25 protein-coding genes are annotated in these 24,742 nt (G+C 72.6%); 5 read left to right on the top strand and 20 right to left on the bottom strand.

What is annotated here, in order from left to right:
• Window positions 1-9: 9 nt before the first annotated feature.
• From ACZ51I_RS20755 to ACZ51I_RS20685, 15 genes are all read right to left on the bottom strand, one after another.
• Window positions 10-675: a response regulator gene (locus ACZ51I_RS20755; RefSeq protein WP_468877807.1), complete on the bottom strand. Its 666-nt coding sequence runs from the start codon at window positions 673-675 to the stop codon at window positions 10-12.
• The gene (locus ACZ51I_RS20750; RefSeq protein WP_468877806.1) at window positions 672-1,985 is read right to left on the bottom strand and encodes a sensor histidine kinase; all 1,314 of its coding nucleotides are present in this window, start codon (window positions 1,983-1,985) and stop codon (window positions 672-674) included. The genes ACZ51I_RS20755 and ACZ51I_RS20750 overlap by 4 nt, the downstream gene beginning before the upstream one ends.
• Before the next feature lie 291 nt (window positions 1,986-2,276).
• Complete coding sequence (locus ACZ51I_RS20745) at window positions 2,277-3,146, bottom strand: alpha/beta hydrolase (protein WP_468877804.1); 870 nt, start codon at window positions 3,144-3,146, stop codon at window positions 2,277-2,279.
• A gap of 94 nt (window positions 3,147-3,240) precedes the next feature.
• The gene (gene kynU / locus ACZ51I_RS20740) at window positions 3,241-4,476 is read right to left on the bottom strand and encodes a kynureninase (protein ID WP_468877801.1); all 1,236 of its coding nucleotides are present in this window, start codon (window positions 4,474-4,476) and stop codon (window positions 3,241-3,243) included.
• Window positions 4,469-5,329 carry a tryptophan 2,3-dioxygenase gene (locus ACZ51I_RS20735; RefSeq protein ID WP_468877798.1) on the bottom strand — a complete coding sequence of 287 codons (861 nt, stop codon included), beginning with the start codon at window positions 5,327-5,329 and terminating at the stop codon, window positions 4,469-4,471. The genes kynU and ACZ51I_RS20735 overlap by 8 nt, the downstream gene beginning before the upstream one ends.
• Window positions 5,330-5,547: 218 nt before the next feature.
• Window positions 5,548-5,961 (bottom strand): DUF3151 domain-containing protein, encoded by a 414-nt coding sequence (locus ACZ51I_RS20730; protein ID WP_468877796.1) that lies wholly within the window; start codon window positions 5,959-5,961, stop codon window positions 5,548-5,550.
• Window positions 5,962-5,976: 15 nt separating this feature from the next.
• Entirely contained in the window at window positions 5,977-7,479 is a 1,503-nt protein-coding gene (locus ACZ51I_RS20725; RefSeq protein WP_468877793.1) for an MFS transporter, read from the bottom strand.
• A gap of 41 nt (window positions 7,480-7,520) precedes the next feature.
• Complete coding sequence (locus ACZ51I_RS20720) at window positions 7,521-8,681, bottom strand: MalY/PatB family protein (RefSeq protein ID WP_468877791.1); 1,161 nt, start codon at window positions 8,679-8,681, stop codon at window positions 7,521-7,523.
• 64 nt (window positions 8,682-8,745) lie between these two features.
• The gene (fbaA, locus tag ACZ51I_RS20715; RefSeq protein ID WP_356900689.1) at window positions 8,746-9,768 is read right to left on the bottom strand and encodes a class II fructose-bisphosphate aldolase; all 1,023 of its coding nucleotides are present in this window, start codon (window positions 9,766-9,768) and stop codon (window positions 8,746-8,748) included.
• 221 nt (window positions 9,769-9,989) lie between these two features.
• A complete protein-coding gene (pyrE, locus tag ACZ51I_RS20710; protein WP_468877789.1) occupies window positions 9,990-10,529 on the bottom strand; it encodes an orotate phosphoribosyltransferase in 540 nt (179 codons plus the stop codon).
• 24 nt (window positions 10,530-10,553) lie between these two features.
• Entirely contained in the window at window positions 10,554-11,339 is a 786-nt protein-coding gene (locus ACZ51I_RS20705; RefSeq protein ID WP_468877787.1) for an aldose epimerase family protein, read from the bottom strand.
• A gap of 101 nt (window positions 11,340-11,440) precedes the next feature.
• On the bottom strand, window positions 11,441-12,328 hold the full coding sequence (locus ACZ51I_RS20700; RefSeq protein ID WP_468877784.1) for an SRPBCC family protein: 888 nt from the start codon (window positions 12,326-12,328) through the stop codon (window positions 11,441-11,443).
• 66 nt (window positions 12,329-12,394) lie between these two features.
• Window positions 12,395-14,119 (bottom strand): polyamine aminopropyltransferase, encoded by a 1,725-nt coding sequence (locus ACZ51I_RS20695; RefSeq protein WP_468877781.1) that lies wholly within the window; start codon window positions 14,117-14,119, stop codon window positions 12,395-12,397.
• 75 nt (window positions 14,120-14,194) lie between these two features.
• Window positions 14,195-14,713, bottom strand: a complete 519-nt coding sequence (locus ACZ51I_RS20690; protein WP_468877779.1) for a DUF2617 family protein — start codon at window positions 14,711-14,713, stop codon at window positions 14,195-14,197.
• A 488-nt stretch (window positions 14,714-15,201) separates the two neighbouring features.
• Window positions 15,202-15,450 carry a hypothetical protein gene (locus tag ACZ51I_RS20685; protein ID WP_468877776.1) on the bottom strand — a complete coding sequence of 83 codons (249 nt, stop codon included), beginning with the start codon at window positions 15,448-15,450 and terminating at the stop codon, window positions 15,202-15,204.
• A 252-nt stretch (window positions 15,451-15,702) separates the two neighbouring features.
• Here ACZ51I_RS20685 and ACZ51I_RS20680 point away from each other — a divergent pair, with 252 nt between their 5' ends.
• Both ACZ51I_RS20680 and ACZ51I_RS20675 read left to right on the top strand, forming a co-directional pair.
• Window positions 15,703-16,872 (top strand): pyridoxal phosphate-dependent aminotransferase, encoded by a 1,170-nt coding sequence (locus ACZ51I_RS20680; protein WP_468877774.1) that lies wholly within the window; start codon window positions 15,703-15,705, stop codon window positions 16,870-16,872.
• 242 nt (window positions 16,873-17,114) lie between these two features.
• Window positions 17,115-18,209, top strand: a complete 1,095-nt coding sequence (locus ACZ51I_RS20675; RefSeq protein WP_468877773.1) for a glycosyltransferase family 39 protein — start codon at window positions 17,115-17,117, stop codon at window positions 18,207-18,209.
• Between the two features lie 20 nt (window positions 18,210-18,229).
• On the opposite strand, the gene ACZ51I_RS20670 is transcribed toward ACZ51I_RS20675, so the two are convergent.
• Window positions 18,230-18,766, bottom strand: coding sequence for a YbjN domain-containing protein (locus ACZ51I_RS20670; RefSeq protein WP_468877771.1), 537 nt, complete (start codon window positions 18,764-18,766; stop codon window positions 18,230-18,232).
• Between the two features lie 140 nt (window positions 18,767-18,906).
• On the opposite strand from ACZ51I_RS20670, the gene ACZ51I_RS20665 reads away from it, so the two are divergent.
• Window positions 18,907-19,326, top strand: coding sequence for a hypothetical protein (locus tag ACZ51I_RS20665; protein ID WP_468877768.1), 420 nt, complete (start codon window positions 18,907-18,909; stop codon window positions 19,324-19,326).
• A 38-nt stretch (window positions 19,327-19,364) separates the two neighbouring features.
• Here the strand turns inward: ACZ51I_RS20665 and clpB are convergent, their stop codons facing one another.
• Window positions 19,365-21,956 carry an ATP-dependent chaperone ClpB gene (gene clpB / locus ACZ51I_RS20660; RefSeq protein ID WP_468877766.1) on the bottom strand — a complete coding sequence of 864 codons (2,592 nt, stop codon included), beginning with the start codon at window positions 21,954-21,956 and terminating at the stop codon, window positions 19,365-19,367.
• 122 nt (window positions 21,957-22,078) lie between these two features.
• Here clpB and ACZ51I_RS20655 point away from each other — a divergent pair, with 122 nt between their 5' ends.
• Complete coding sequence (locus ACZ51I_RS20655) at window positions 22,079-22,483, top strand: pyridoxamine 5'-phosphate oxidase family protein (RefSeq protein ID WP_468877764.1); 405 nt, start codon at window positions 22,079-22,081, stop codon at window positions 22,481-22,483.
• A gap of 111 nt (window positions 22,484-22,594) precedes the next feature.
• Here ACZ51I_RS20655 and ACZ51I_RS20650 read toward each other — a convergent pair whose 3' ends face one another.
• Together ACZ51I_RS20650 and ACZ51I_RS20645 are read right to left on the bottom strand one after the other, a co-directional pair.
• Window positions 22,595-22,912, bottom strand: coding sequence for a Rieske (2Fe-2S) protein (locus tag ACZ51I_RS20650; protein ID WP_053649837.1), 318 nt, complete (start codon window positions 22,910-22,912; stop codon window positions 22,595-22,597).
• 8 nt (window positions 22,913-22,920) lie between these two features.
• Window positions 22,921-23,133, bottom strand: coding sequence for a hypothetical protein (locus ACZ51I_RS20645; protein WP_468877760.1), 213 nt, complete (start codon window positions 23,131-23,133; stop codon window positions 22,921-22,923).
• A gap of 133 nt (window positions 23,134-23,266) precedes the next feature.
• Here ACZ51I_RS20645 and ACZ51I_RS20640 point away from each other — a divergent pair, with 133 nt between their 5' ends.
• Entirely contained in the window at window positions 23,267-24,247 is a 981-nt protein-coding gene (locus tag ACZ51I_RS20640; protein ID WP_468877759.1) for a helix-turn-helix transcriptional regulator, read from the top strand.
• A 49-nt stretch (window positions 24,248-24,296) separates the two neighbouring features.
• Here ACZ51I_RS20640 and ACZ51I_RS20635 read toward each other — a convergent pair whose 3' ends face one another.
• Window positions 24,297-24,740, bottom strand: coding sequence for a heat shock protein transcriptional repressor HspR (locus tag ACZ51I_RS20635; RefSeq protein ID WP_468877757.1), 444 nt, complete (start codon window positions 24,738-24,740; stop codon window positions 24,297-24,299).
• Between the last annotated feature and the right edge of the window lie 2 nt (window positions 24,741-24,742).

Here is a 24,742-nt window from a genome sequence, read left to right as displayed (position 1 = left end):
GGACGGACGCTACCCGCCGACGCGCACCAGGCCCGCCTCGTACGCGAAGACCGCCGCCTGCGTCCGGTCGCGCAGGCCCAGCTTCACCAGGATCCGGCTGACGTGCGTCTTGATCGTCGACTCGGCGACGACGAGGTGGTCGGCGATCTCGGCGTTCGACAGGCCCTGCGCGATGAGGACGAGCACCTCCGTCTCCCGTTCGGTCAGCTCGCCGATCCGCGCCAGCGCGGGCGGCCGCGGGGAGGACCCGGGCGCCTTCGCGAACTCGGTGATCAGCCGCCTGGTGACGGTCGGCGCGAGCAGCGCCTCGCCCGCCGCGACCACCCGGACGCCGTCCGCGAGCTGCCGGGCCGAGGCGTCCTTGAGGAGGAAGCCGGAGGCGCCGGCGCGCAGCGCCTGGTACACGTACTCGTCGAGGTCGAAGGTGGTCAGGACGAGCACCTTCGCGTCCGCGTCGGCGGCGACGATCTCCCGGGTGGCCTCGATGCCGTTCAGCTCGGGCATCCGGATGTCCATGAGGACCACGTCGGGGTGGAGGGCGGCGACCTGCGCGATCGCCTCCCGGCCGTTGACCGCCTCGCCGACGACCTCGATGTCGGGCATCGCGCCGAGCAGCACGGAGAAGCCCTCGCGGACCATCATCTGGTCGTCGACGATCAGCACCTTGATGCTCATTCCACGCTCTCCTCACGGCTCACGGGCACGAAGGCCGTCACCTCGTAGCCACCGTCCCCGGTCGCCTCGGCCGTCATCTCCCCGCCCAGCATCGTCACACGCTCCCGCATGCCGGTGATGCCGTGCCCGGCGCCCGGCGAAGGCTTGACGAGACCGCGCGCCGGGCCGTTGGCGATGCGCAGACCGAGACCGCCGAGAACGTAGCTGACCTCGACCTTCGCGGCCGCGCCCGGCGCGTGCCGGAGGACGTTCGACAGGGCCTCCTGGACGATCCGGTACGCGGAGAGCTCCACGCCCTGCGGCAGCTCGCGCACCGCGCCGGTCACCGTCTTCTCGACGTCGAGCCCGGCCTCGCGGACGTTGGCGACCAGGGAGTCGAGGTCACCGAGGGTCGGCTGCGGGGCGTCGGGCGCCTCGTAGTCCTCGGCCCGTACGACCCCGAGGATGCGGCGCAGCTCGGTCAGCGCGGCGACGGCGTTCTCCCGGATGGTGAGGAAGGCCTGCTCCAGCTCCGGCGGCGGGTTCTCCACCCGGTACGGCGCGGCCTCGGCCTGGATGGCCACCACCGACATGTGGTGGGCGACGACGTCGTGCAGCTCGCGCGCGATGGTCGTCCGCTCCTCCAGAAGGGTCCGCCTGGAACGCTCCTGGGCGGTGACCGTCTGCTGGGCGGTGACCTCGCGGGTCGCCTGGCGGCGGACCTGGAAGACGGTGACGGTGAGCAGGGCGAGGGCCGCGACGAACAGCAACGGGACCGAGTCGGAGCTGCGGCCGAGCCCGAGGAACGCCTCCGCGAAGAGGCAGTAGGCCGCGGTGACCAGCCACATCCACGCGGCCGCCCGGGGCCGGGTGCGGGCGGCGACGACGACGAGGACCGTCAGATGGGCGGCGAGCGAGTTCACCGCCCAGGGCCAGCCGCCCTCGTACCCGGCGAGGAACCCCACGAAGGGGGTCGACACGAGCGAGGCCCAGAAGGCGAGCACCGGCCGGACCAGCGTGAGCAGCACGATCGCGGCCGGTCCGAAGGTGGTCACGAGCCCGAGCGGGCCGATACCCCCGTGGAAGCGCTCGATCCCGAGGAAGAAGACGATCAGCGCCATGAACGCCACGACGGCGTGCGGGAACAGCCCCGTGTAGATCCGTATCCGGCGCGGCAGAAAGCGCGCCGGCCCGCCGTTCACGTCCATGCGCGGCAGCGGCCGGTAGGCGAAGGCGTCGTGGAAGAGTTCCTGGCGCAGCCCGCCGAGCGCCACCTGCGCCAGGCGGAGCTCGGGGCTGCGGCTCGTCTCGGAAGACTGTGTCTGGGTCACACCGAAACGGTACGGGGGGCGGGGAACCCGGTCGTCCCGCTGGATGCGGATCCTGCGGGGTCCCCCTTGAGGACTAGGAGGTGCCTTGTCGATCAGGCGCGGCACCAGACGCCGCGAGCCCGGCATGATCGACGACGCCGCCTAGGGAAGACCTCAGGCGACACCGTTGAACTCGGTGCGAGCACGCCGGAGCCGTCGAGGGCGATCAGGTCACCCTTCGCGTCGCGGGCGAGGACGTCGGTGGAGCCTTCGAAGTCGTGGGCGTCGAAGAGTCGTACGGGAAGTCCGGGGTCACCACGCCAGCTGGGCGATCTCCTCCGCCACCACCGCGCACGCGTCCGCCGCCGGATCGATCAGGGGGAAGTGGCCGATGCCCTGCAGGAGCGTCAGGCCGACCTCCTCGCCCGCCTTCGCCGCCGCCTCCGCGTACGCCTCCGCCACGGCGAACGGCACGTCCGTGTCCTCGCGGCCCTGGACGACGGTGGTCGCGATGCCGGTCGGGAGGAGGACCGACGGGTCCGTGAACGCGGCCCGCTCCTCGTACCGCTCCGCGCCGCCCAGGAGTTCCGTGACCGCGCCCCCGCACACCCCGAGCTCCACCGCCCGGCCGAAGTGGGCGATCGGGGCGAGGGCGACGACCCCGCGCAGCTCCGGCGGGGCGGACAGCCGCCACGGGGAGCCGGCGGGCAGGACGTGCCGGGCGGCGGCCCACAGCGCGAGGTGGCCGCCCGCCGAGTGACCGGTGAGGACGGTCCGCCGCGGGTCGGCCTGCGGGAGGTGGGCGGCGGCCAGGTCCGCCACGGCGTCGAGCGCCGCCGCCACGTCGTCGAAGGTCTCCGGCCAGCGACCGGCGACCGGGGCCGTACCGCCCTGATGGGGGATGCCGGGGCCCCGCCGGTACTCGACGTTCGCCACGGCGAAGCCCCGGCGGGCCAGGAAGTCCGTGAACGGGGTCAGGTGCCGCCGGTCGTACGGCGCACGCCACGCCCCTCCGTGCAGGGCGACGACCAGCGGGGCCCGGGTGCCCCCGTCGCGCGGGGCGTAGAAGTCGACCACCTGGTCCGGGTGGTCGCCGTACGCGGCACGGGCGTCCGGGGCGACAGCCGGGTGCGAGAAGGCCGACGCCTCTTCGGCGGCATCGCGCGCGGCGGGGTCCGGCATGCTGTTCCAACCTCTCGGGTACGCGGCCGAATTGGCCTGACCTGCGGGGACGGTACCAGCCCCCGAGCCCCCGCGGATCAGGCGATCATCGGGCCTACCCCACGACCTCCGCGAGGGTCGCCGCCGCCCGCTCCGCGTCCGCGAAGCCCACGTACAGCGGGGTGAAACCGAACCGCAGGATGTCCGGACGGCGCAGGTCCCCGACGACCCCGCGCTTGATCAGCTCCGCCATGACGGCGGGCGCGTCCGCGCAGCGCAGTGCCACCTGGCTGCCGCGCTCGCCGTGCGCCCCGGGGGTCACGGAGGTGACGCGGCCCTCGGGGACGTACGCCCCGACGCACTCCAGGAAGAAGTCCGTCAGCGCGAGCGACTTGGTCCGCACGTCCTCGACGGCGACCCCGTCCCAGACGTCGAGCGCCGCTTCCAGGGCCAGCATGGAGAGGATGTCGGGCGTGCCGACCCGGCCCCGGAGCGCGCCCGGCGCCGCCTCGTAGCCGGGCGTCATGCCGAACGGGTCGGCGTGCGAGTTCCAGCCGGGCAGTGGCGAGTCGAAGGCGGCCTGGTGGCGCTCGGCGACGTACAGGTACGCGGGCGAACCGGGGCCGCCGTTCAGGTACTTGTAGGTGCAGCCGACGGCCAGGTCGACGCCGTGGGCGTCCAGGCCGACGGGCAGGGCGCCCGCGCTGTGGCACAGGTCCCAGACCGCGAGCGCGCCCGCCGCGTGGAGCGCGGCTGTGAGCCCGGGGAGGTCCTGGAGCCTGCCCGTGCGGTAGTCGACGTGGTTGACGAGCGCGAGGGCCGTGCGGTCGCTCACCGCGGCCGCCATGTCGGCCGGGTCGCAGGCCACGATCTCGTGGCCCGTCATCCGCGCCGCGGACCGCGCGATGTACCCGTCCGTGGGAAAGGTCGTCGCGTCGACGAGGATCTCGTCCCGCTCGTCCCCGTTGATCCGGGCGGCGGCGACGACCGCCTTGAAGACGTTCACGCTCGTCGAGTCGCCGACCACGACCTGGCCAGGGGCGGCGCCGACGATCGGGGCGATCCGGTCGCCGATCCGCTCGGGCGCCGTCCACCAGCCGGACTCGTCCCAGGAGCGGATGCGCAGCTCGCCCCACTCGCGGGTGATGACGTCGGCCATCCGGGCCGGGACGTGCGCGGGCAGCGCGCCGAGGGAGTTGCCGTCGAGGTAGACGGTCCCCTCGTCGAGTGCGAACTTCTCGCGGTGCCCGGCGAGTCCGTCGGCGGCGTCGAGCTCGAGGGCCCGCCGCCGGAGGTCGCCCTCGCGGAGGCCGTCGGGCCGCGCGGCCCTCTTCTCGTACGGCTCAGACATGGCTGCGGGCCGTCCAGAGCTCGGGGAACACGTTCTTCTGGGCCCGCTTCTCCAGCCAGGCCACCCCGGCAGAGCCGCCGGTGCCGGTCTTCGCGCCCATCGCCCGCCGGGTCGCCACCAGGTGGTCGTTGCGCCAGCGCCAGACCAGTTCGGCGACGTCGCTCAGGGCCTCGCCGAGCCGGACGAGCTCGCCGTTCTGGTCGGGGTCGGCGTAGATCCCGGCCCAGACCGCCTCGACCTCGGGCGAGGGCTCGTACCGCTGCGCCAGATCACGGCCGAGCACCGCCGCCGGCACGGGCAGGCCGCGGCGGGCGAGGAACCCGAGGACCTCGTCGTACAGGCTGGGCTCGTGGAGCGCCTTCTCCAGCTCGGCGTGGACGCGGGGCGCCCCCCGGTGCGGGACGAGCATGGACGCGGACTTCTCGCCCAGCAGGAACTCCATCCGCCGGTACATCGCCGACTGGAAGCCGGAGCCCTCGCCGAGCGCGGACCGGTAGGCGTTGAACTGGGCGGGGGTGAGCTGGGCGAGCGGCCGCCAGGAGTGGTTGAGCGCCTCCAGTTCGCGCACGGAGCGCTTGAGCGCGTCCATCGCCACGGGGACGCGGTCCTCGCGCAGGGCGCGGCTCGCGGTCTCCCACTCGTGGACGATCACCGTGAACCACAGCTCCATGACCTGGGTCGTGACCAGGAAGACCATCTCGCCGGGGTCGTCCGAGCGGAGGTGCTGGAGGTGGGTGAGGACGTCCGCCTGGACGTAGTCCTCGTACGGCGTCGTGCCCGCGAAGTCGAGGTTCGGGTCGTCGACGACCGAGCCGGCTCCGGAGGCATCGGGAGAACCTGGGAAGGCTGACATTTCTGTCTCCTCGATATGTGCTACCGGGTAGCGGTCCGCTCCACCGTGCACGCTCTGCGGCGCGCCACGGGAGCTCCGGTCCCCTCGGGAGGCGCGCTTCAGCGCGCGCGTCCCAAGCGCATCATGACACGAATCGGAGTTCGATCAACAGGGACGCCCTCTCCCCCGCACAGGAGGAAAGGGCGTGCCGGACGAGCTCCGTGAGCCGCCGGGCGGCGTCAGCCGAGCGTCTCCGCCGCGGTCTCCGAGGAGTCCCGCAGGAAGGTCGTGCAGCGCTCGTACTCGTCCTTCTCGCCGATGTCCCCGGCCGCCCGGGCCAGGGCGTGCAGCGCGCGCAGGAAGCCGCGGTTCGGCTCGTGCTCCCACGGCACCGGGCCGTGGCCCTTCCAGCCGTTGCGGCGCAGCGCGTCCAGGCCGCGGTGGTAACCGGTACGGGCGTAGGCGTACGACTCGACGACCGCGCCGCGCCCGTAGGCGTCGTCGGCGAGCTGGGCCCAGGCGAGCGAGGAGGTCGGGTACTTCGCGGCGACGTCCGCCGGCGCCGTACCGTTCGCGAGCAGCTCGCGCGGACCCGGGTCGTCGGGCAGGTGGGTGGGGGCCGGTCCCCCCAGGAGGTTCTCATGGATGGCCATGGGCCCCAGTCTGCCTCAGGAGCCCGCCCCGCCGTCCCACCCCCTTTGCCGTGCGGGGGCGTCCCGCTGCCCCGGGTCCAGCGGCGGGGCCTGCACCCCGCAGTGGACCCTGCACTCCGGGTGGCAGTCCGCCGACGCGGCCGGGGTCCGCATGGTCGCCCAGGCGAGGACCGCGCCCACCACCAGGATCCCCGCGCACATCGGCATCGCCCGCCGGAACGTCTCCCCGAACTCCTCCGCCGAGCGGTACGCCTCGGGGCCCATCCCGGCGAGCAGCGGCAGCGCGGCCACGGCGATGAGGCCGGCCGCACGGGCGGCCGCGTTGTTGATGCCGCTCGCGAGACCCGCCCTGGACACGTCCACCGAGGCGAGGACGGTCGCGGTCAGCGGGGCGACCAGGGCCGTCATGCCGAGCCCGAGGACGAGCAGGGCCGGCAGCACGTCCCGTACGTACGAGGCGTCCTCACCGACCCGCAGCATCAGCAGCATCCCGCCGGCGCACAGCAGCGGCCCCACGGTGAGCGGGATCCGGGGCCCGATCCGCTCCCCCAGCTCCCCGGACTTCGCCGAGAGCAGCAGCATGAGCACGGTCGTCGGCAGCAGGGCCGTCCCGGCGCCGAGCGCCGAGTAGCCGGAGACCACCTGGAGCTGGAGGGCCGCCAGGAAGAAGAAGCCGCCGAACGCCGCGTACACGCAGAGGGTGACCAGGTTGACCGAGGTGAACAGGCGCGAGCGGAAGATCGACGCCGGCACCATCGCCCGCTCCCCGCGCCGCCGCTCCACCACCACGAATCCGGCCCCGACCAGCACCCCGGCCGCCCCGGCCCACCAGGCCTCGCCGATCAGCGCGTACGTGACGAGCCCGAGCGCCGCCGCGCCCAGGACCGCGCCGAGCACGTCGAAGCGGCCGTGCGCGGTGTCGTCCCGCGATTCCGGCACATGCCGCAGCGCGGCCGGTACGCACAGGGCGGCGAGGGGCACGTTCAGCAGGAACACCCACCGCCAGCCGGGACCGTCCACCAGCCAGCCGCCGACGAACGGCCCGATCGCCGCGCCCACACCGCCGAAGCCCGACCAGAGCCCGACGGCCCGCGCCCGGTCGTCCGCGTGGAAGCTCGCCTGGATCAGCGCGAGGGAGCCGGGCGTGAGCAGCGCCCCGCCCACGCCCTGAAGGGCGCGGGCCGCGATCAGCACCCCGGCGTTCGGGGCGAGCCCGCACAGCAGCGAGGCGAGCGCGAACCACACCACCCCGACGACGAAGACCTTCCGCCGCCCGAACCGGTCGCCGAGCGAGCCGCCGAGCAGGATCAGCCCGGCCAGGGTCAGCATGTAGGCGTTGACCGTCCACTGGAGGACGGCGAGGTCGGCGCCCAGATCCTCGCCGATGTGCGGCAGGGCGACATTGACGACGGTCGAGTCGAGCAGCGCCATCCCGGACCCCAGGACGGTCGTGAACACGATCCACCGGCCGGTCCCCGAGGCCATCCGCACGTCCCGCGCGCCCGCACCCGCACCCATGTCTGCATGGTCCCGCGAAGCGGGGCGTCCCGCGCGCCGGGTCAGGCCGTGCGCAGCCGGTTCGCCGCGCGGACCAGCGCGTCCACGCCCCGCTCGGCCTTGCCGCGGGGGCAGCCGACGTTCAGCCGGACGAAGCCGGGCGTGCCGTACGTCCCGCCCGGCATGATCGCGACCTTCTCCACCGCCACGAGTTCCTCCTGGAGCCGGGTGTCCTCGATCCCCAGCGGCCGCAGGTCGATCCAGGCCAGGTAGCCGGCCTGCGGAGGCGTCCAGCCGATCTCCGGGAGTCCGTCCGCGAGGCGCTCCCGGACCATGGTCATCGTGCCCGCCACGTACCCGCGCAGCTCGTCCAGCCAGGCCGCGCCCTGCCGGTACGCGGCGATGTGGGCGGTCAGGGAGAGCACCGCGGGCGAGGCGAGACCCTCGCCGGTCTCCATGCGGCGGACGAACGTGTCGCGCTCGTCGGGGTCGCCGATCACGCCGTACGAGCCGGAGAGGGCGGGGAAGTTGAAGGCCTTCGTGCCCGAGGTGACCAGGGCCCAGCGGCGGCCCCGCCCCGGTTCGGCGATCCGCGTCCAGGGCACGTGCCGGTGGCCGTCGGTCGTCAGGTCGGCGTGGATCTCGTCGCTGACGACCGCCGCGCGGTGCCGCTCGGCCAGCTCGGCGAAGACGGTGAGCTCCTCCTCCGTCCACACCCGGCCGGTCGGGTTGTGCGGGGAGCAGAGCAGCAGCATCCGGCTGTCCGGCCGGGCCAGCTCCCGCTCCAGGGCCTCGAGGTCGCCGACCGGGACGCCCCGCAGCTCGCGCCCGAGCCCGGTGACGGCCTTGCGGAAGCCGTCGTACGTGGGGGTGTGGACGACCACGCCGTCGCCGGGTTCCGTCCACATCTGGAGGAGCTGCGAGAGCTGGGAGAGGACGGACGGCGCGTACACCAGGGTCCCGGGGTCGATCTCGGCGCCGTACCGGCTCGCGTACCAGTGGCGGATCGCCTCCCGGAACTCCCCGAGCCGCCAGTCGGTGTAGCCGAAGACCCCGTGGTCGACGCGGTCGCGGAGGGCCGCGAGGACCTCCGGCGGGGAGGCGAAGTCCATGTCGGAGATGGTGAAGGGCAGCAGGTCGGGGACGCCGAAACGGTCCGCGATCCCGTCCCACTGGACCGACCAGGTCCCGCGCCGGTCTGTCTCCCGGTCGAAGTCGTACATCAGCCCTCCAGGGACGCACGAGGGCCCGGCACCTCGGGAGGTACCGGGCCCGTCGCTCACACGCTTACTTCAGCTTCGTGCCGGTCGAGCGCAGCGCGGCACACGCCTCGGTCACGCGGACGGCCATGCCGGCCTCGGCCAGCTTGCCCCAGGTGCGCGGGTCGTAGGTGGACTTCTTGCCGACCTCGCCGTCGACCTTCAGGACACCGTCGTAGTTGCGGAACATGTGGTCCACGACCGGGCGGGTGAAGGCGTACTGGGTGTCGGTGTCGAGGTTCATCTTCACGACGCCGTTCTCCAGCGCGGTGGCGATCTCCTCGGCCGTCGAGCCCGAGCCGCCGTGGAAGACGAAGTCGAACGGGTCGGCCTTGCCGAACTTGGCGGCGACACCGGCCTGGAGGTCCTTGAGGAGCTCGGGGCGGAGGACGACGTTGCCCGGCTTGTAGACGCCGTGCACGTTGCCGAAGGACGCGGCGAGCAGGTAGCGGCCCTTCTCGCCCAGGCCGAGGGCCTCGGCGGTGCGGATGGCGTCGTCGACGGTGGTGTACAGCTCGTCGTTGATCTCGTGGCTGACGCCGTCCTCCTCGCCGCCGGTCGGGGTGATCTCGACCTCAAGGATGATCTTGGCGGCGGCGGCCTTCGCGAGCAGCTCCTGGCCGATGGCCAGGTTGTCGGCGAGGGTCTCGGCGGAGCCGTCCCACATGTGCGACTGGAACAGCGGGTTCAGACCCTTGGCGACGCGCTCGGCGGAGATGTCGAGCAGCGGGCGGACATAGCCGTCCAGCTTGTCCTTCGGGCAGTGGTCGGTGTGGAGGGCGACCGTGATGTCGTACTTCGCGGCGACGATGTGCGCGAACTCGGCCAGGGCGACGGCGCCCGTGACCATGTCCTTGTTGTACTGACCGCCCAGGAACTCGGCACCACCGGTCGAGATCTGGATGATGCCGTCGCTCTCGGCCTCCGCGAAACCGCGGAGCGCAGCGTGCAGGGTCTGGGACGAGGTCACGTTGATGGCCGGGTAGGCGAACTTGCCTGCCTTCGCCCGGTCGAGCATCTCGTTGTAGACCTCGGGGGTTGCGATGGGCATTCGTCCGCTCCTTGTGATGTGCGGGGTGTGTGCGTTGCTGTCCCTGACCTAGGGGCGACGTCATCGTCGCGGCCCATCTTTCCAGACTCTTGTGCGGGCTCCCACGGGCCCGGCACGCCGAGGGGCGGGGTGTTTCACGTGAAACACCCCGCCCCTCGGAAAAAACGCAGGTCAGGACCACTCTGACCGGGTCCAGGACCTCCGTCACGACTTCGCGGCGGTTACGCCAGGCCGAGATCCTCCAGCTGGTAGCCGGTGAGGTACGGCAGATCCGCCTCGGCGATGGCGCCGGCGGCGCCCCGGTCCACGATCGTGGCGACGGCGACGACCTCGCCGCCCGCCTCGCGGACGGCCTCGACCGCGGTCAGCGGCGAGCCGCCGGTGGTCGAGGTGTCCTCGACGACGAGGCAGCGACGGCCCTTGACGTCCGTGCCCTCGATCCGGCGCTGCATGCCGTGCGCCTTCTGCGCCTTGCGTACGACGAAGGCGTCGAGCCGCTGACCGCGCGCGGCGGAGGCGTGCAGCATCGAGGTGGCGACCGGGTCGGCGCCGAGGGTGAGGCCGCCGACGCAGTCGAAGTCCAGGTCGGCCGTGAGGTCCAGCATGACCTGACCGACCAGCGGCGCGGCCTCGCCGTCCAGCGTGATGCGACGCAGGTCGATGTAGTAGTCGGCTTCCCGACCCGAGGAGAGGGTCACCTTGCCGTGCACCACGGCCTTGTCCTTGATCTGCTGGAGCAGCTCAGCGCGTACGTCAGTCATGCTCAGCAGCTTAAGGGGCGTCTTTTACAGCCGCCGCCAGCTCCAGACGCTCTCGACCTCCAGGGGGTCGATCGGGGTGACCAGGCGGGGATGGGTGTTGAGGCCGTTCGGCGGGCCGGACTGCGGCTCGACGCAGACGGCCTGCTCGGGCTCGTCGTAGATCACGACCCACTCCGCGCGGCTCGCGACCTTCAGCTCCAGCTCCTCCGGCCAGGTGAGGGTGACGTCGACGCCCTCGGGCATGCCGAAGCAGTCGTCCCAGGGGCCGGGGAGGGGGTCGATGCGGCGGCCGGTGGGGAGGTGGTTCTCCCCGCGCTCCTCCTGCCAGGCGGGCGTGAAGGCGATCCGTACGTCCTGGCCGCCCCGGCCGAGGTTGCGCAGGAACCAGGGGTGCCAGCCGGCCTGCGCCGGGAAGGAGTCCTCGTAGGTCTCGACGCCGAAGCGGAGGGTGAGGGCGTCCTCGGCCAGTTCGAAGACCTGGGTGACCTTGCCCGTGTACGGCCAGGGGTCGCCGAGCTCGCAGGTGAAGACGGCCTCGCTCGCGGAGGTCCGGACGGTCTTCCAGGCGAGGTCCCGGACGGTGCCGTGGATGGCGTGCGGGGCCGCGTTGACCGGCAGCTGATGGGTGATGGCGCCGTTGCGGAAGCGGCCGTTCTCGGTCCGCCCGCACCAGGGCGCCATCGGGAAGCTTCCGTACCGCTCGCCCTGGCGCAGCACCTCGGTGCCGCCGATGCGCAGGCTCTCGATCCGGCAGCCGTGTTCGGGGTTGATGGTCAACTCGGCGTCGCCCGCCGTCAGTCGTGTCTGCATGCTCACCCTCCGACCCTAATCGTGCGACACGTCGAACGCCGACGCCCGGTCGGGGCGCGCGCCGCCGGTCCGGGCGGCAGCCGCTCCCGCCGCGGGTCGTGTCAGCGACGGCGCCTCAGCGCGCGGCCGACGACGACGGCCGAGGCGAGCGCGAGGGCGGCGGCCGGGGCGATCCAGCGCAGGGTGGCGCCGGCGCTCGACGCCTCGGCGGCGGGAACGGGGGCGTACCGGCCGCGCGGCGGCGCGTGGTCGACCTCCTCGGCGCTCCGCCCGATCATGGTCCGGCGGGCGTGGGCGGCCTCGGCGGCGGGCTGCGGGGCGGGGAACTCGATCGGGCCGGCGCCGAAGTCCTCGTCGAGGAGGGGGTCGAGGGAGGGCGGCGGCACCGGCGCGTCGAAGACGGACCGCCGGCCGGACGGCTCCTCCACCCCGTCGTCGACCCCGTCGTCGTCGGTGGCCTCGTCGTCGGCGGCCTCGGGCTCTCGCGGTGCCTCGGGCGGTCCCGATACCTCGGGGTTCCCCGCTTCCTCCGGCTGCTCCGGCTCCTCCGGCTGCTCCGGGTCCTCCGCCAGCGCGGCCACGGCCTCCACGAACTTGTCGAGGAGCTTGGCGCCCGCCGTGGAGCGCGCCTCGTCCGTCGCGTCGGCGAGCCGTCCGGTCGCCGTGAGGGCGCCGGTGAAGCTCAGGCTGGTCCCCTCGGCCACCGGGGTGAGGACGACGGTGAGGGAGAGTTCGGCCGAACCCTTGCCCCGGGCCTCGGCGCCCTCCCCCTCGTAGGTGATGGCACCGTCCCGCTCGACGACCCTGAGGGCGCCCCGGTAGGTGATGGTGTTGCCGCCGACCCGCACCCGCAGCCGGCCCGTGAGGGGACCGGCCTCCGCGTCGGCGTCCCGCTGGAGACCGGGCACGCAGCGCACCACGCGGGCCGGGTCCGTGAGCGTCGCGCGCAGGGCTTCGGCCGGGACGGGAACGAACACCTCATGCTCCATGGAAGCCGAGCCTACTCAGGCGGGGGCGCGGCGTCGCCTGTTTGCCCCGGGGGGTGTCCCGTCGGGTCAGGCTCGGTCGGGCCCGTACCTGGGGTGCACCAGGGTCGAGGGCGGCGGTTCGGCGCCCCGGGTCCGTTCGGCGCGGCGCGCCGCGATCGCCAGGGCCCCGGAGCCGAGCGAGCGGAGCCGGGGCGCGTCGGGGGCGAGGCCGAGGACGGGCGGCAGGTCGCCCCGTACGGCCAGGAGGAATCCCCAGTCGCCCGGCCCCCGTTCCGTACCGCTGGTGCGGTCGGCGCGGTCGGGGCCGGCGGAGAAGCCGGGGGTGCGGCCGCTCGCGCTGTACGGGCGGGTCGCGAAGCCGGCGGCGCGCAGGGTGGCGTCGACGGTCCAGTAGGTGCGGGGCCGGTCGGTGACCGATCCGGCGTGCACGGCGAACCGTCCGGAGCCGCTGAGCACCCGGGCCACCAGGCCGTAGAACTCCTCCGAGTAGAGCTTGGTGCTGGGGGTGATCCCGGGGTCGGGCAGATCGGAGATCACCACGTCGTACCGTTCCCGCAGCCGATCGGCGGCGCCCCTCAGCCAGTGGAAGGCGTCCGCGTGGACCACGCGGACGCGCGGGTCGCGGAAGGCCTGTGCGTTGAGGGCGGCGAGCGCCGGGTCCGTACGGGCGAGGTGGACGACGCCCGGGTCGAGCTCGACGACGGTGACGGAGCGGACCCCGGCGTAGCGCAGGGCCTCCCGGGCGGCCATCCCGTCGCCGCCGCCGACGACCAGGACGCGCGCGTGCGGGCCGTTCATCGCGGGGTGGACGAGCGCCTCGTGGTAGCGGTACTCGTCCCGGCCTGCCACCCGCAGGCGCCCGTCGAGGAACAGGTCGGGCGGCTCGTCGCCGTCCCCGGTCACCACGACCTCCTGGAACTCCGTGTGGACGGCGACCCGCACCCGTTCCCCGTACACGGCCCGGCGCGCGGCCTGTTCGAAGTCGTCGACGAGGACGGTCGCGGTGCCGAGGACGGTCAGGACGCACAGGTTCACGGTCAGGAGCAGGGCGCGGGAGCGGTGGGTCAGGTCGCGGCGGAACACCCAGAACACGAGGCCGCCGCCCGCGACCGCGTTGACCGCGCCGGTGACGAGCGCGCCGGTGAGCTGGCCGAGCCAGGGCAGCAGCAGGAAGGGAAAGGCGAGGCCGCCGACCAGCGCGCCGACGTAGTCGGCGGCGAAGAGGTCCGCGACCGTCCCCGCGGCGTCGTCCTGCTCCCCGAGGGAGGCCTGCCGCCGGGACCGCCCCGCCCGGGGAGGGTCCCCGGGGCCGCGGGGCCGGTCGCCCGGCCGTCCCGCCCGCTGGATGAGCGACATCAGGAGCGGGATCTCGGCGCCGATGAGCACCCCGATGGCGAGGGAGAACGCCACCAGGACGTACCGCGATTCGCCGAGCCAGGCGAAGGCCGCGTACAGCGCCATCGCCGAGCAGCCGCCGACCAGCGCCAACCCGGCCTCCACCAGGCCGAAGCCGACGGCGGCACGGCAGCGCAGCCGCTTGGCGAGAAGCGAACCCACCCCCATCGCGAAGACCATCACGGAGAGTACGACGGAGGCCTGGGTGACCGAGTCGCCGATCAAGTAGGACCCGAGCGCGACCAGTTCGAGCTCGTAGACCAGGCCACAGGCCGCGCAGACGAAGACGACCGCGAGGACCGGGAACCGCACCGCCTCGCGCGGCGGCCGCACGGACCGCCGCACAGGCGGCCGGCGCACCCTCTTGGGTGGCAGGGTCACGGTCGGCTCGATCATGCCCGTAACGCTACGTCACGAACCGTGCACCCCATGTCACCCACACGAGTGCACATGGGGCTCCGGGAGGGCGCATCAGAGCGTGGCGGGCATACGGGCGCCGATGCGGGTCCTGGTCACCACCAACTGCCCCTCCTGCGGGTAGGCGTGCCAGGTGCGCCACCGCACCTGGCCCTCGTGACGCTGCGCCAGCATCGCCGTGAAGGCGTGCGGGGAGCCGGGGAAGGTCCCCGCGAGGCCATGGGGATGGTCGGCGACGAGCGCGAGCAGCTCCTGCGCACGGCCCGCGAAGGAGCCGTGCGAGAGCGTCTCGACGCGCGCCGCGAATTCGTACTCCCATCCGCCGACGCGCTTGGAGACGCCGAGCGGGAGGGGGGTGCTGCTGCCGGGCATGCAGGCCACGGTCTCGGAGCAGCGGCGCTCCTCCTCCTCCAGGAGAACCTGATGGGAGGCGCCGAGCAGCCTCAACTGGAGTTTGGCACCGGAGAGTTCGAGATCGAGCACGGCGAGCGCGGGCAGCGGCTCGCGCCCGAGGGCCCAGGCCAGATCTGCCGCGCGCGTATCGGTGTAGGAGGTCTTCAGGGTCGTGAGCATGGGTCGGCTCCGCAAACACGGTTTGACGGGTGGGCCGGGGGCGCCCCGGAGAAGGGTTCTACGGGAGTGGGGAATCGCCGGCTCGGGTCCACACACGGTCCGAGGGCTGTCTATGTCAGGAGCGAGAGAACCACGGACCCCGAGCGACTCGCAGCGGTTTTACCCAACTTGCTGTGTTTTCCAACCCCTTCGGGGCCCCAACAGTTCACTTGTTCAATCAGCTGCTGCCACAGCCCCCACCGCCGCAACCGGACCCGCAGGAGCCGCTCGACCCACAGGAGCTGCTGCTGCCGCAGCCGCCGCCCCCACCGCCGTCGGCCCAGCTGCTCCCGCCCCGGCGCTTGCGTCCGCCGCGCCGCTTGCTCCCGCCCTTACGGGTGCCGGAGAACACTCCGATCACCACGAACACGACGAAGAGGAGAATGAAGAATCCCATCAGTACTACCCCCGTTCTTCTGTGCGAGGGGGATGCCCGATCCGACACCCCGTCAAAGCCGACTTGAGCGAGTCCAGAGCTTCAGCTGCACGAGGAGGAGCTGGAGCAACTGGAACAGCTGGAGGAGGAGCAGGAAGAGCTGGAGCACGAGGAGGAGGAGCAGGAGGACGACGAGGACGTGGAGCACGAGGAGGAGGACGACGAGGAGTCGGACGACGAGGCCGACGACGAACCGGCCCACCAGCTGTCGCCGCCGGCGCCCGCCCGCGCCGTGCCGCTCAGCGAGCTCGCGACGACCCACACCACGATCGCGATCACGACCGCGATCCCGAGGAGGAGCAGTGCAATGTTCATGCCAGGGCGATCCCCACACCGCCCTCCCGTCAAAGCGCACTTGAGCAAGTCCAGAGCTTGCCCCCGGGAGCGGTTCCGGCCAGGGGCCGGCCGTCGCCCGGCGACGGCCCTGGCCCGGGGGACGGTCTCGGCCCCGGGCCGGGCTTGACTCCGGGGGCGGTCTTGGCCCCGGGCCGGGCATGGCCCCAGGATGGCCGTCATGACAAGATCGCTGCTCAATCGCCGCCTCGCCGAGTTCGGGACGACGATCTTCGCCGAGATGTCCGCGCTCGCCGCCAGGACCGGGTCGATCAACCTCGGCCAGGGCTTCCCCGACACCGACGGCCCGGAGGAGATCCGGGAGGCGGCGGTCCGCGCGCTGCGGGACGGCCTCGGCAACCAGTACCCGCCCGGCCCCGGCGTCCCCGAGCTGAGGTCGGCGATCGCCGACCACCAGCGCGAGCGGTACGGCCTCACGTACGACCCCGACAGCGAGGTCCTCGTCACCGCGGGCGCCACCGAGGCGATCGCGGCCTCGCTCCTCGCCCTGGTCGAGCCGGGCGACGAGGTGATCGCCCTGGAGCCGTACTACGACTCGTACGCGGCCTGCATCGCGATGGCCGGCGGCACCCGCGTCCCCGTCACCCTCCGCCCCCACGAGGGCACCTACGTCCTCGACCTCGACGAGCTGCGGGCCGCCGTCACCGACCGGACCCGGCTGATCCTGCTCAACACCCCGCACAACCCCACCGGCACGGTCCTCACCCGGGCCGAGCTGACCGCCGTCGCCGAGCTGGCGGTCGAGCGGGACCTGCTGGTCGTCACGGACGAGGTGTACGAGCACCTGGTGTTCGACGGGGCCGAGCACCTGCCGATCGCGAGCCTCCCGGGCATGCGGGAGCGCACGGTCACCATCGGCTCGGCCGGCAAGACGTTCTCGTTCACCGGCTGGAAGGTCGGCTGGACCACCGCGAGCCCCGGGCTGACCTCCGCCGTCCGCTCGGCGAAGCAGTTCCTCACGTACGTCTCCTCGGGCCCCTTCCAGTACGCGATCGCGGAGGCCCTCCGCCTCCCGGCCGGCTACTTCGACGCCCTGCGCGCCGACCTGACGGCCAAGCGGGACCTGCTGAGCGAGGGACTCGCGCAGGCGGGCTTCGAGGTCTACCGCCCGGCCGGCACCTACTTCGTCACCACCGACATCCGCCCCCTCGGCGCCACCGACGGCTTCGCCTTCTGCCGCTCCCTCCCGGAGCGCGCCGGCGTCGTCGCCATCCCCAACGCCGTCTTCTACGACCACCGCGAGGCCGGCGCCCCCTTCGTCCGCTTCGCCTTCTGCAAGCGCACCGAGGTCCTGGAGGAGGCCGTCTCCCGTCTCAAGCGCCTGGCCTGAGCGACCGGCACGGGCGACCGGCCCGCGGTACGGGACGTTCGGCCGGGTGGGGGTGTGTCCGCGCGCGTCCGCCGGGGGCCCGGCCGATCGTCGGGTAGACCGACTTATCGGCAGAGACCGGCTTCCCGCCCGCCCGGAGGTGCACCCTGTCCGCCGAGACCCTCGCCCGCCCGGCGCCCCCGGCCGTGGTCCCCGGCGGCCCCCGTGACCGCGGCCGGGGCCCGGGGCCGCTGCGCCGGGCGGTGCCCGCGCTCGGGCTCTTCGCCGCCGCCCGGCTCACCGGTCTGCTCGTGCTCACCCTGTGGGCCCGGCACACCGGCCGCTCGTCCCGGGCGCTCCTCGCGACGTCCTGGGACTCCGAGTGGTACGCCGGGATCGCCGCGCACGGATACGGCCGCGTCCTCCACGGCGCCCACGGCATGGTCCTCAACGACCTGGCCTTCTTCCCGCTCTACCCGGCGCTCCTCCGGGCCGTCACCACCGTGCTGCCCGTCACCGGGGGCACCGCCGGGCTGCTGCTCTCCTGGCTCGCCGCCGGGGCCGCCGCCTGGGGCGTCTACCTGGTCGGGGAGCGGCTGCGCGGGCGGCGGACCGCCGCCCTGCTCGTGCTGCTGTGGGGTCTGCTGCCGCACTCGATCGTGCTGACCATGGCGTACACGGAACCGGTGATGACCGCGTTCGCCGCCTGGGCGTTGTACGCGCTGCTCACCCGGCGCTGGCTGGGGGCGGCCGCCCTCGCGGGTCTCGCCGGGCTGACCCGGCCGAACGGGGTCGCTGTCGCCGCCGCCGTCCTGGCCGCCGTCGCCTGCGAGCTGTGGCGGACGCGGGGCCGGTCCGGGTCCCGCGTATGGGCGGCGGGCCTGCTCGCGCCGGCGGGCTGGCTCTCGTACATCCTCTGGGTCGGCGTCCGCAGCGGTGATCCGCTCGGCGGCTACTTCGCCGTGCAGGAGGGCTGGACCTCCCGCTTCGACTTCGGCAAGGGCGCGCTGATCTTCGTACGGGAGATGCTCGGCGGCCCGACCCAGTTCGGCTTCGCGATGGCGCTGCTGGTCACCGGCGCGGGCGTGCTGCTCTTCGCGCTGCTCGTGTGCGTGGAGCGGCTGCCGCTGCCCGTGCTCGGCTACACGGCGGTCCTCGTGCTCATCGCCGTCGGCGGCTCGGGCTTCTTCGAGTCGAAACCGCGCTTCCTGCTGCCGGCCTTCCCGCTGCTGCTCCCGCTCGCGGCGGCCCTGGCGAAAGCCCGGCCGAGGGCCGCGATCCTGGTGGTCGCGGCCCTGGCCGGGCTCTCGTGCTGCTACGGGGCGTACGCCCTGACCCTGGCGCGCATGGCGATCTAGGATCCGGGCGCGGAGGGGGCTTACGCCTCCTCGTCGCCCGCGGCCTTCTCCTCGGGGGACTCCAGGCCGAACTGCTCGACGATCCACTTGTCGAACTCGATGGAGGCGCGGACCCAGCTGACCGTGGAGGACACGAAGTGCTCCAGGGCGACGCCGGTGCCGATCAGCATCTGGGCCTCGCCGATGAGGCGGAGGGTGGCGGAGCCGTCCTCCTCCTCGTGCAGGTGGGTGTACACCTTGGGCCACAGGGTGCGGCGGTTCCAGTCGTCGATCGCGTCGAGGATCCTCGCGCGGTCGTCGGCGGAGTGCGGACGGTCGTAGAACGTCCGCACGGAGAAGACCTGCTGCTCGCCCTCGCCGCGGAACATGAAGTACGTGCGGAACTCCTCCCACGGCGCCGCGAGGTCACCCTCGTCGTCGACGACGTACTTGAGTTCCATCTGCTCGAGGAGCTGCTTGACGAGGTCCTGGTCGGGGACGACGGGGCCCGCCGGTCCTGCGGCCTGAGGCTGGGGCTGGCCCCCGAAATTCGGAATCGAGGACGGGTCGATGCTCACCGTGAATTTCCCTTCGTACGGATGCTCGCCATCCTCCCCCATGCCGGGCGGTACGTGGCAAGTCCTGCCTCCCGCGATCCGCTGCGGGCTGACAAGATCTGGTGCACATGGGGGAGAAAACGGGGAAGAAGGCCGGAACGGTGAAGCCGCGACCGTGGACCTGGGTGTGGGTCTCGGTGGTGGTGACCCTGTTCTGCGGCGGGCCGACGGCCCTGCTGGCGTGGGGCGCGATGGCCTGGGACGAGATCGGTGAGTCGAAGCCGGTCGACTGCGCCCAGCTGATGACCTTCGCCCGGGGAAGCCTCCCGATGAGCGCCGTGGACACGCGCTGCACGGCGGCCCACTGGCAGGACACCCAGGCCACGGCCGAGTTCCGGATGCCGCGCTCCGAGGTCGGGGGGTGGCTGGAAGCGACCTATCCGACGGGGAAGCCGGCGTTCTCCTGCGCGGTGGACCGCTGCGTGGACGTGTCGTTCGACGAGATGCTGTACGTGCACGTCCGGGTCACGTACGAGGACGGGGAGACCGCCCTCGTACGTGTGGAGGCCTTCGACACCTGAGCCAGGACGTGCCGGGCGCCGCCGCGCGCGGACAGGCCCTACCGTGCCGCCCCGACGGTCAGACCGTCCTCGGAGCGGTCCACCCGGACCGTGTCGCCGTCCACGACCTCGCCCGCCAGGATCTCCTTCGCGAGCCGGTCGCCGATCGCCGTCTGGATCAGGCGGCGCAGCGGGCGCGCGCCGTACGCGGGGTCGTTGCCCTCCACGGCGAGCCACTCCAGGGCCGCCGGGGTGACGTCCAGGGTGAGGCGCCGCTCGGCGAGCCGCTTCGCGAGCCGGTCGATCTGGAGCCGCGCGATCCGGCCCAGCTCGTCCCGGTCGAGCGCCGAGAAGACGACCAGGTCGTCCAGCCGGTTGAGGAACTCGGGCTTGAAGCTCGCCCGTACGACCTCCAGGACCTGCTCCTTCTTCACGTCCGCCGGGGTCAGCGGCTCGACCAGGTACTGGCTGCCGAGGTTCGAGGTGAGGATCAGGATGGTGTTGCGGAAATCCACCGTCCGGCCCTGCCCGTCGGTCAGCCGACCGTCGTCCAGGACCTGCAGCAGCACGTCGAAGACCTCCGGGTGCGCCTTCTCCACCTCGTCGAGCAGGACCACGCTGTACGGGCGGCGGCGGACCGCCTCCGTGAGCTGGCCGCCCTCCTCGTAGCCGACGTAGCCGGGGGGCGCGCCGACCAGGCGGGCGACGGAGTGCTTCTCGCCGTACTCCGACATGTCGATGCGGACCATGGCCCGCTCGTCGTCGAAGAGGAAGTCGGCGAGCGCCTTCGCCAGCTCGGTCTTGCCGACGCCGGTCGGGCCGAGGAAGAGGAAGGAGCCGGTGGGCCGGTCGGGGTCGGCGATCCCGGCCCGGGTGCGGCGGACCGCGTCGGAGACGGCCTGGACGGCCTCGGACTGGCCGATCAGCCGCTTGCCGAGCTCGTCCTCCATGCGGAGCAGCTTCTGCGTCTCGCCCTCCAGGAGGCGGCCGGCCGGGATGCCGGTCCAGGCGCCGACCACGTCCGCGATGTCGTCGGGGCCCACCTCCTCCTTCACCATCGTGTCCTTGGCCGATTCCTGCTGGGCCTCGGCCTCGCTCGCCTCCTCCAGCTCCCGCTCGAGGGCCGGGATCTCCCCGTACAGCAGCTTGGAGGCGGTGTCGAAGTCGCCGTCGCGCTGGGCGCGCTCGGCGCGGCCGCGCGTCTCGTCGAGGCGCTCCTTCAGCTCGCCGACCCGGTTGAGGGACTGCTTCTCCTTCTCCCAGCGGGCGGTCAGGCCGCGCAGCTCCTCCTCGCGGTCGGCGAGGTCGCGCCGCAGCTTCTCCAGGCGCTGCTTGCTCGCCGCGTCCGTCTCGTTCTTCAGGGCCAGCTCCTCCATGCGGAGCCGGTCCACGGAGCGCTGGAGCTCGTCGATCTCCACGGGTGAGGAGTCGATCTCCATGCGGAGCCGGGAGGCGGCCTCGTCGACGAGGTCGATGGCCTTGTCGGGGAGGAAGCGGGAGGTGATGTACCGGTCGGAGAGGGTCGCGGCGGCCACCAGGGCGGAGTCGTTGATCTGCACCTTGTGGTGGGCCTCGTACCGGCCCTTGAGGCCGCGGAGGATCGCGACGGTGTCCTCGACGGTCGGCTCGGCGACCAGGACCTGCTGGAAGCGGCGCTCCAGGGCGGGGTCCTTCTCGATCCGCTCGCGGTACTCGTCGAGGGTGGTCGCGCCGACCATCCGCAGCTCGCCGCGGGCCAGCATGGGCTTGAGCATGTTGCCCGCGTCCATGGCGGAGTCGCCGCCGGCGCCCGCGCCGACGACCGTGTGCAGCTCGTCGATGAAGGTGATGATCTGGCCGTCGCTCTCCTTGATCTCGGAGAGGACGGTCTTGAGGCGCTCCTCGAACTCGCCGCGGTACTTCGCGCCGGCGACCATCGCGCCGAGGTCGAGCGAGACGAGCCGCTTGTTCTTGAGGGACTCGGGGACGTCGCCCTTCACGATCCGCTGGGCGAGGCCCTCGACGACGGCGGTCTTGCCGACGCCGGGCTCGCCGATGAGGACCGGGTTGTTCTTGGTGCGGCGGGACAGCACCTGGACGACGCGCCGGATCTCGTGGTCACGGCCGATGACCGGGTCCAGCTTGCCCTCGCGCGCGGCGGCGGTGAAGTCGGTGCCGAACTTCTCCAGCGCCTTGTACTGCCCTTCCGGGTCGGGTGTGGTCACCCGGCGTCCTCCCCTGTTCGTCTCGAAGGCGTCGAGCAGCCTCTTGGCGCTCGCGCCCTGCCGGTCGAGGATCTCACCGGCCTGGCCGCCCTTGGCGGCGATCCCGATGAGCAGGTGCTCGGTCGAGAGGTAGTCGTCGCCGAGCTCCTTGGCGCGCTTGTCGGCGTCGGCGATCACCGCGAGCAGCTCGCGGTTGGGCTGCGGGGGCGCGACCGTGGACCCGGTGACGCTCGGCTGGGCGGCGAGCAGCCGCTCCGCGGCGGAGCGCACGGCTGCCTGGTCGGCCTCGACGGCGGCGAGCAGGTCGACGATGTTCTCGTTGTCCTGACCGCCGAGAAGTGCGAGCAGCAGGTGTGCGGGGGTCAGGTCCGGGTGACCCTCGGACACGGCGCGGCTGCTGGCCGCGTTGATCGCGTCCCGGCTCCTGTTGGTCAGTTCGGCGTCCACGTGCGGTGCTCCTTCTCGGCGGTCGTGGGTCCTCTCCCTTTATGACCCTTCCAGGGTACACAAAGTTGAGTCCTATCCGCTCAAGGTCCATGGCAGAGCTCTCCGCGGGGTAGTTTCCGGGCATGGCCACTGACCCGCGGAACCCGCCGGACACCTACCTGAGCTTCTGGCGCGAGCGCCACATGTGCACCCTGACCACCCCGCGCCCGGACGGCACGCCGCACGTCGTCGCGGTCGGCGTCACGTACGACCCCGAGGGCGGGTACGCGCGCGTGATCACCAACAAGAACAGCCGGAAGGTCGCCAACGTCCTGGCGGCGGGCGCGGAGGGCGCGCGGGTCGCCGTCTGCCAGGTCGACAGGGGGCGCTGGGCCACCCTGGAGGGCGTCGCCCACATCCGTACGGAGGCGGAGACGGTCGCGGACGCCGTGGCCCGCTACGCCGAGCGCTACGGCCGCACGCCGGCCCCGAACCCGGACCGGGTCGTCATCGAGATCGCCCTCACCCGGGCGATGGGCCGCGCCTGACGCCGCGGAAGCGCGCGGGCACAGCACAGCGGCGCCATCGCGTTTCAGGTCCGCGATGGCGCCGCTGTGTGGGGGAAGTGCCGGAGCGATCTACAACGACGGGGGAATCGCTCAGGCACTGCGGGGGGTGGCGGTGATGGTCTCGGGCTCGATCAGCTGGTGGTCCCGCTGGTCGAGGTTGACGAAGATCATGCCGTACCGGATGGCACAGCGGATGGGCTGCGGTGCGCCTCGGGGGCGGCGCAGACAGCGGTACGCGCGGACGTCTTCGTCCTGCTCGCGGGCGACGACGATCGGCTCTCCGAAGAGCGTGACCTTCAGCGAGTCGCCACGGTGGGGGATGGCCGTGGCGAGATCGACGAAGTGCCAGCCGGAGCGATAGGCCGAGGCCATCTCCCGGCGGAACCTGGGGTCATCGGGAACGTTCATGCGCCCGTCTAGCTCCAGCCGGGATCCTGCGTGGGGGCAACGCTCCAGCCCGGGTCACCGAGGAGCGCGGGACCGGCGAGGTGCCAGCCCGGGTCGAGCGGAGCGGCCTGCACCTGCGCCGTCCCCGTGTGCCAGCCCGGGTCAAGGGCCACTCCCGCGCCCACTGTGGCGGCCGCGATGAAGGCGAGTCCGGCCGCCGCGCGTATGAGCTTCTTCATCATCACCGAGCAACCTCACTTGAAGGCAACGTCTCTTTTCCAACCCCCGCGAGTAAGACGATGGCTTACTCTCTGCGCCTGCACCACCAAACCCAGGCATCATGTTCCTGAGATGCAGGAGCCTGGGGGTGTACATATGCGGAAACAAGCGGACGAAACAGGTCACCCGCATTCGCATGCCGAACTCTGCGAAGCGGGCTCCGAGCTGTACGCGGCCGCTCTGCGCACTGGTCGAATACCCCGGTCAGAGGCGGTCGAGACCCCCTGCCTCCTCGATCTCTCCCTGCTCCACCCCGACCCCGACGACGCGCAGTGGCTCCGCCCGGTTCCCCCGTCCGCGGCGCTCGCCCAACTGCTCCAGCCGATCGAACGGGAGATACTCGACCGCCGGCGGCGCACCGTCGCCCTGTCCGACGCTTTCGAGCCGTTCATGGCCATCAGCGCCCACGACTCCCCCACCACACACGCCATCACCGTGCTCGAGGGCATCGACCGCATCAACTCGACCCTCGACCGCGTCGTGGCCAACTGCCGCCGTGAACTCCTCACCGTCCAGCCGGGCGGCGGCCGCCCCGCCCAGGCCCTCAGCGAGGCCCTCGACCGCGTCTCCCCCCTGCTCGGACGCGGCATCAGCATGCGCACGCTCTACCAGCACACCGCGCGCCACACCGAGCTCACGCTGACCTACCTGGAGCACGTGGGCCCCGAGGTCCAGGTCCGCACCCTCGAAGAGATCATCGACCGGCTGATCATCGTCGACCGCGAAGTCGCCTTCATCCCGGCCCGCAGCGACCGCCAGGTCGCCCTGGAGCTGCGCCACCCCGGCCTGGTCGCCTACCTCGGCGGCGTCTTCGACCAGTTCTGGCAGCTGGCGGTGCCGATCCGGGAGGAGATCCCGTACGACATCAAGACCGACGGCATCGGCGGCGTCCAGCGCTCCATCGCCAGGCTCCTCGTCGAAGGGCACGTCGACGAGGCCATCGCCCGCCGGCTCGGGATGAACGTACGGACCTGCCGGGCACACATCGCCAAGCTCGCCGCCGCCCTCGGCAGCGGGAGCCGGGCGCAGCTCGGCTATCTGATCGCCCAGTCGGGCATCCTCGAACGGGACAACTGAACGAGGCCCCCTCCGTGAGGAGGGGGCCTCGTTCCGACTTCCCGGAGGGCTACTCGCCGCGCTTCGGGCGCCACACCACGAGGGCGCTCGCCTGCTGCACGTCGGTGTACGGCACCAGGTCCCGGCGGTACGAGGCGTGCACCTGGGCCTCGCGCTGGCGCAGCGTCGCCGCCGCGCCCTCGACCGCCGCCGACAGCTCCGCCACACGGGCCTGGAGCGCCGCGACCTGGTTCTCCAGTTCGATGATCCGCTTGATTCCCGCGAGGTTGATGCCCTCGTCCTGCGACAGCTGCTGCACCTGGCGGAGCAGCTCGATGTCACGGGCCGAGTAGCGGCGGCCCCGCCCGGCCGTGCGGTCCGGGGAGACGAGGCCGAGGCGGTCGTACTGCCGCAGGGTCTGCGGGTGCAGACCCGAGAGCTGGGCCGCCACCGAGATGACGTACACCGGCGACTCGTCGGTCAGCTCGAACGGGTTACGACGACGGCCTTCCATCT

Source organism: Streptomyces sp. NPDC034084 (genome assembly GCF_055575535.1).
This window is presented reverse-complemented; position numbering and strand designations above follow the sequence as displayed.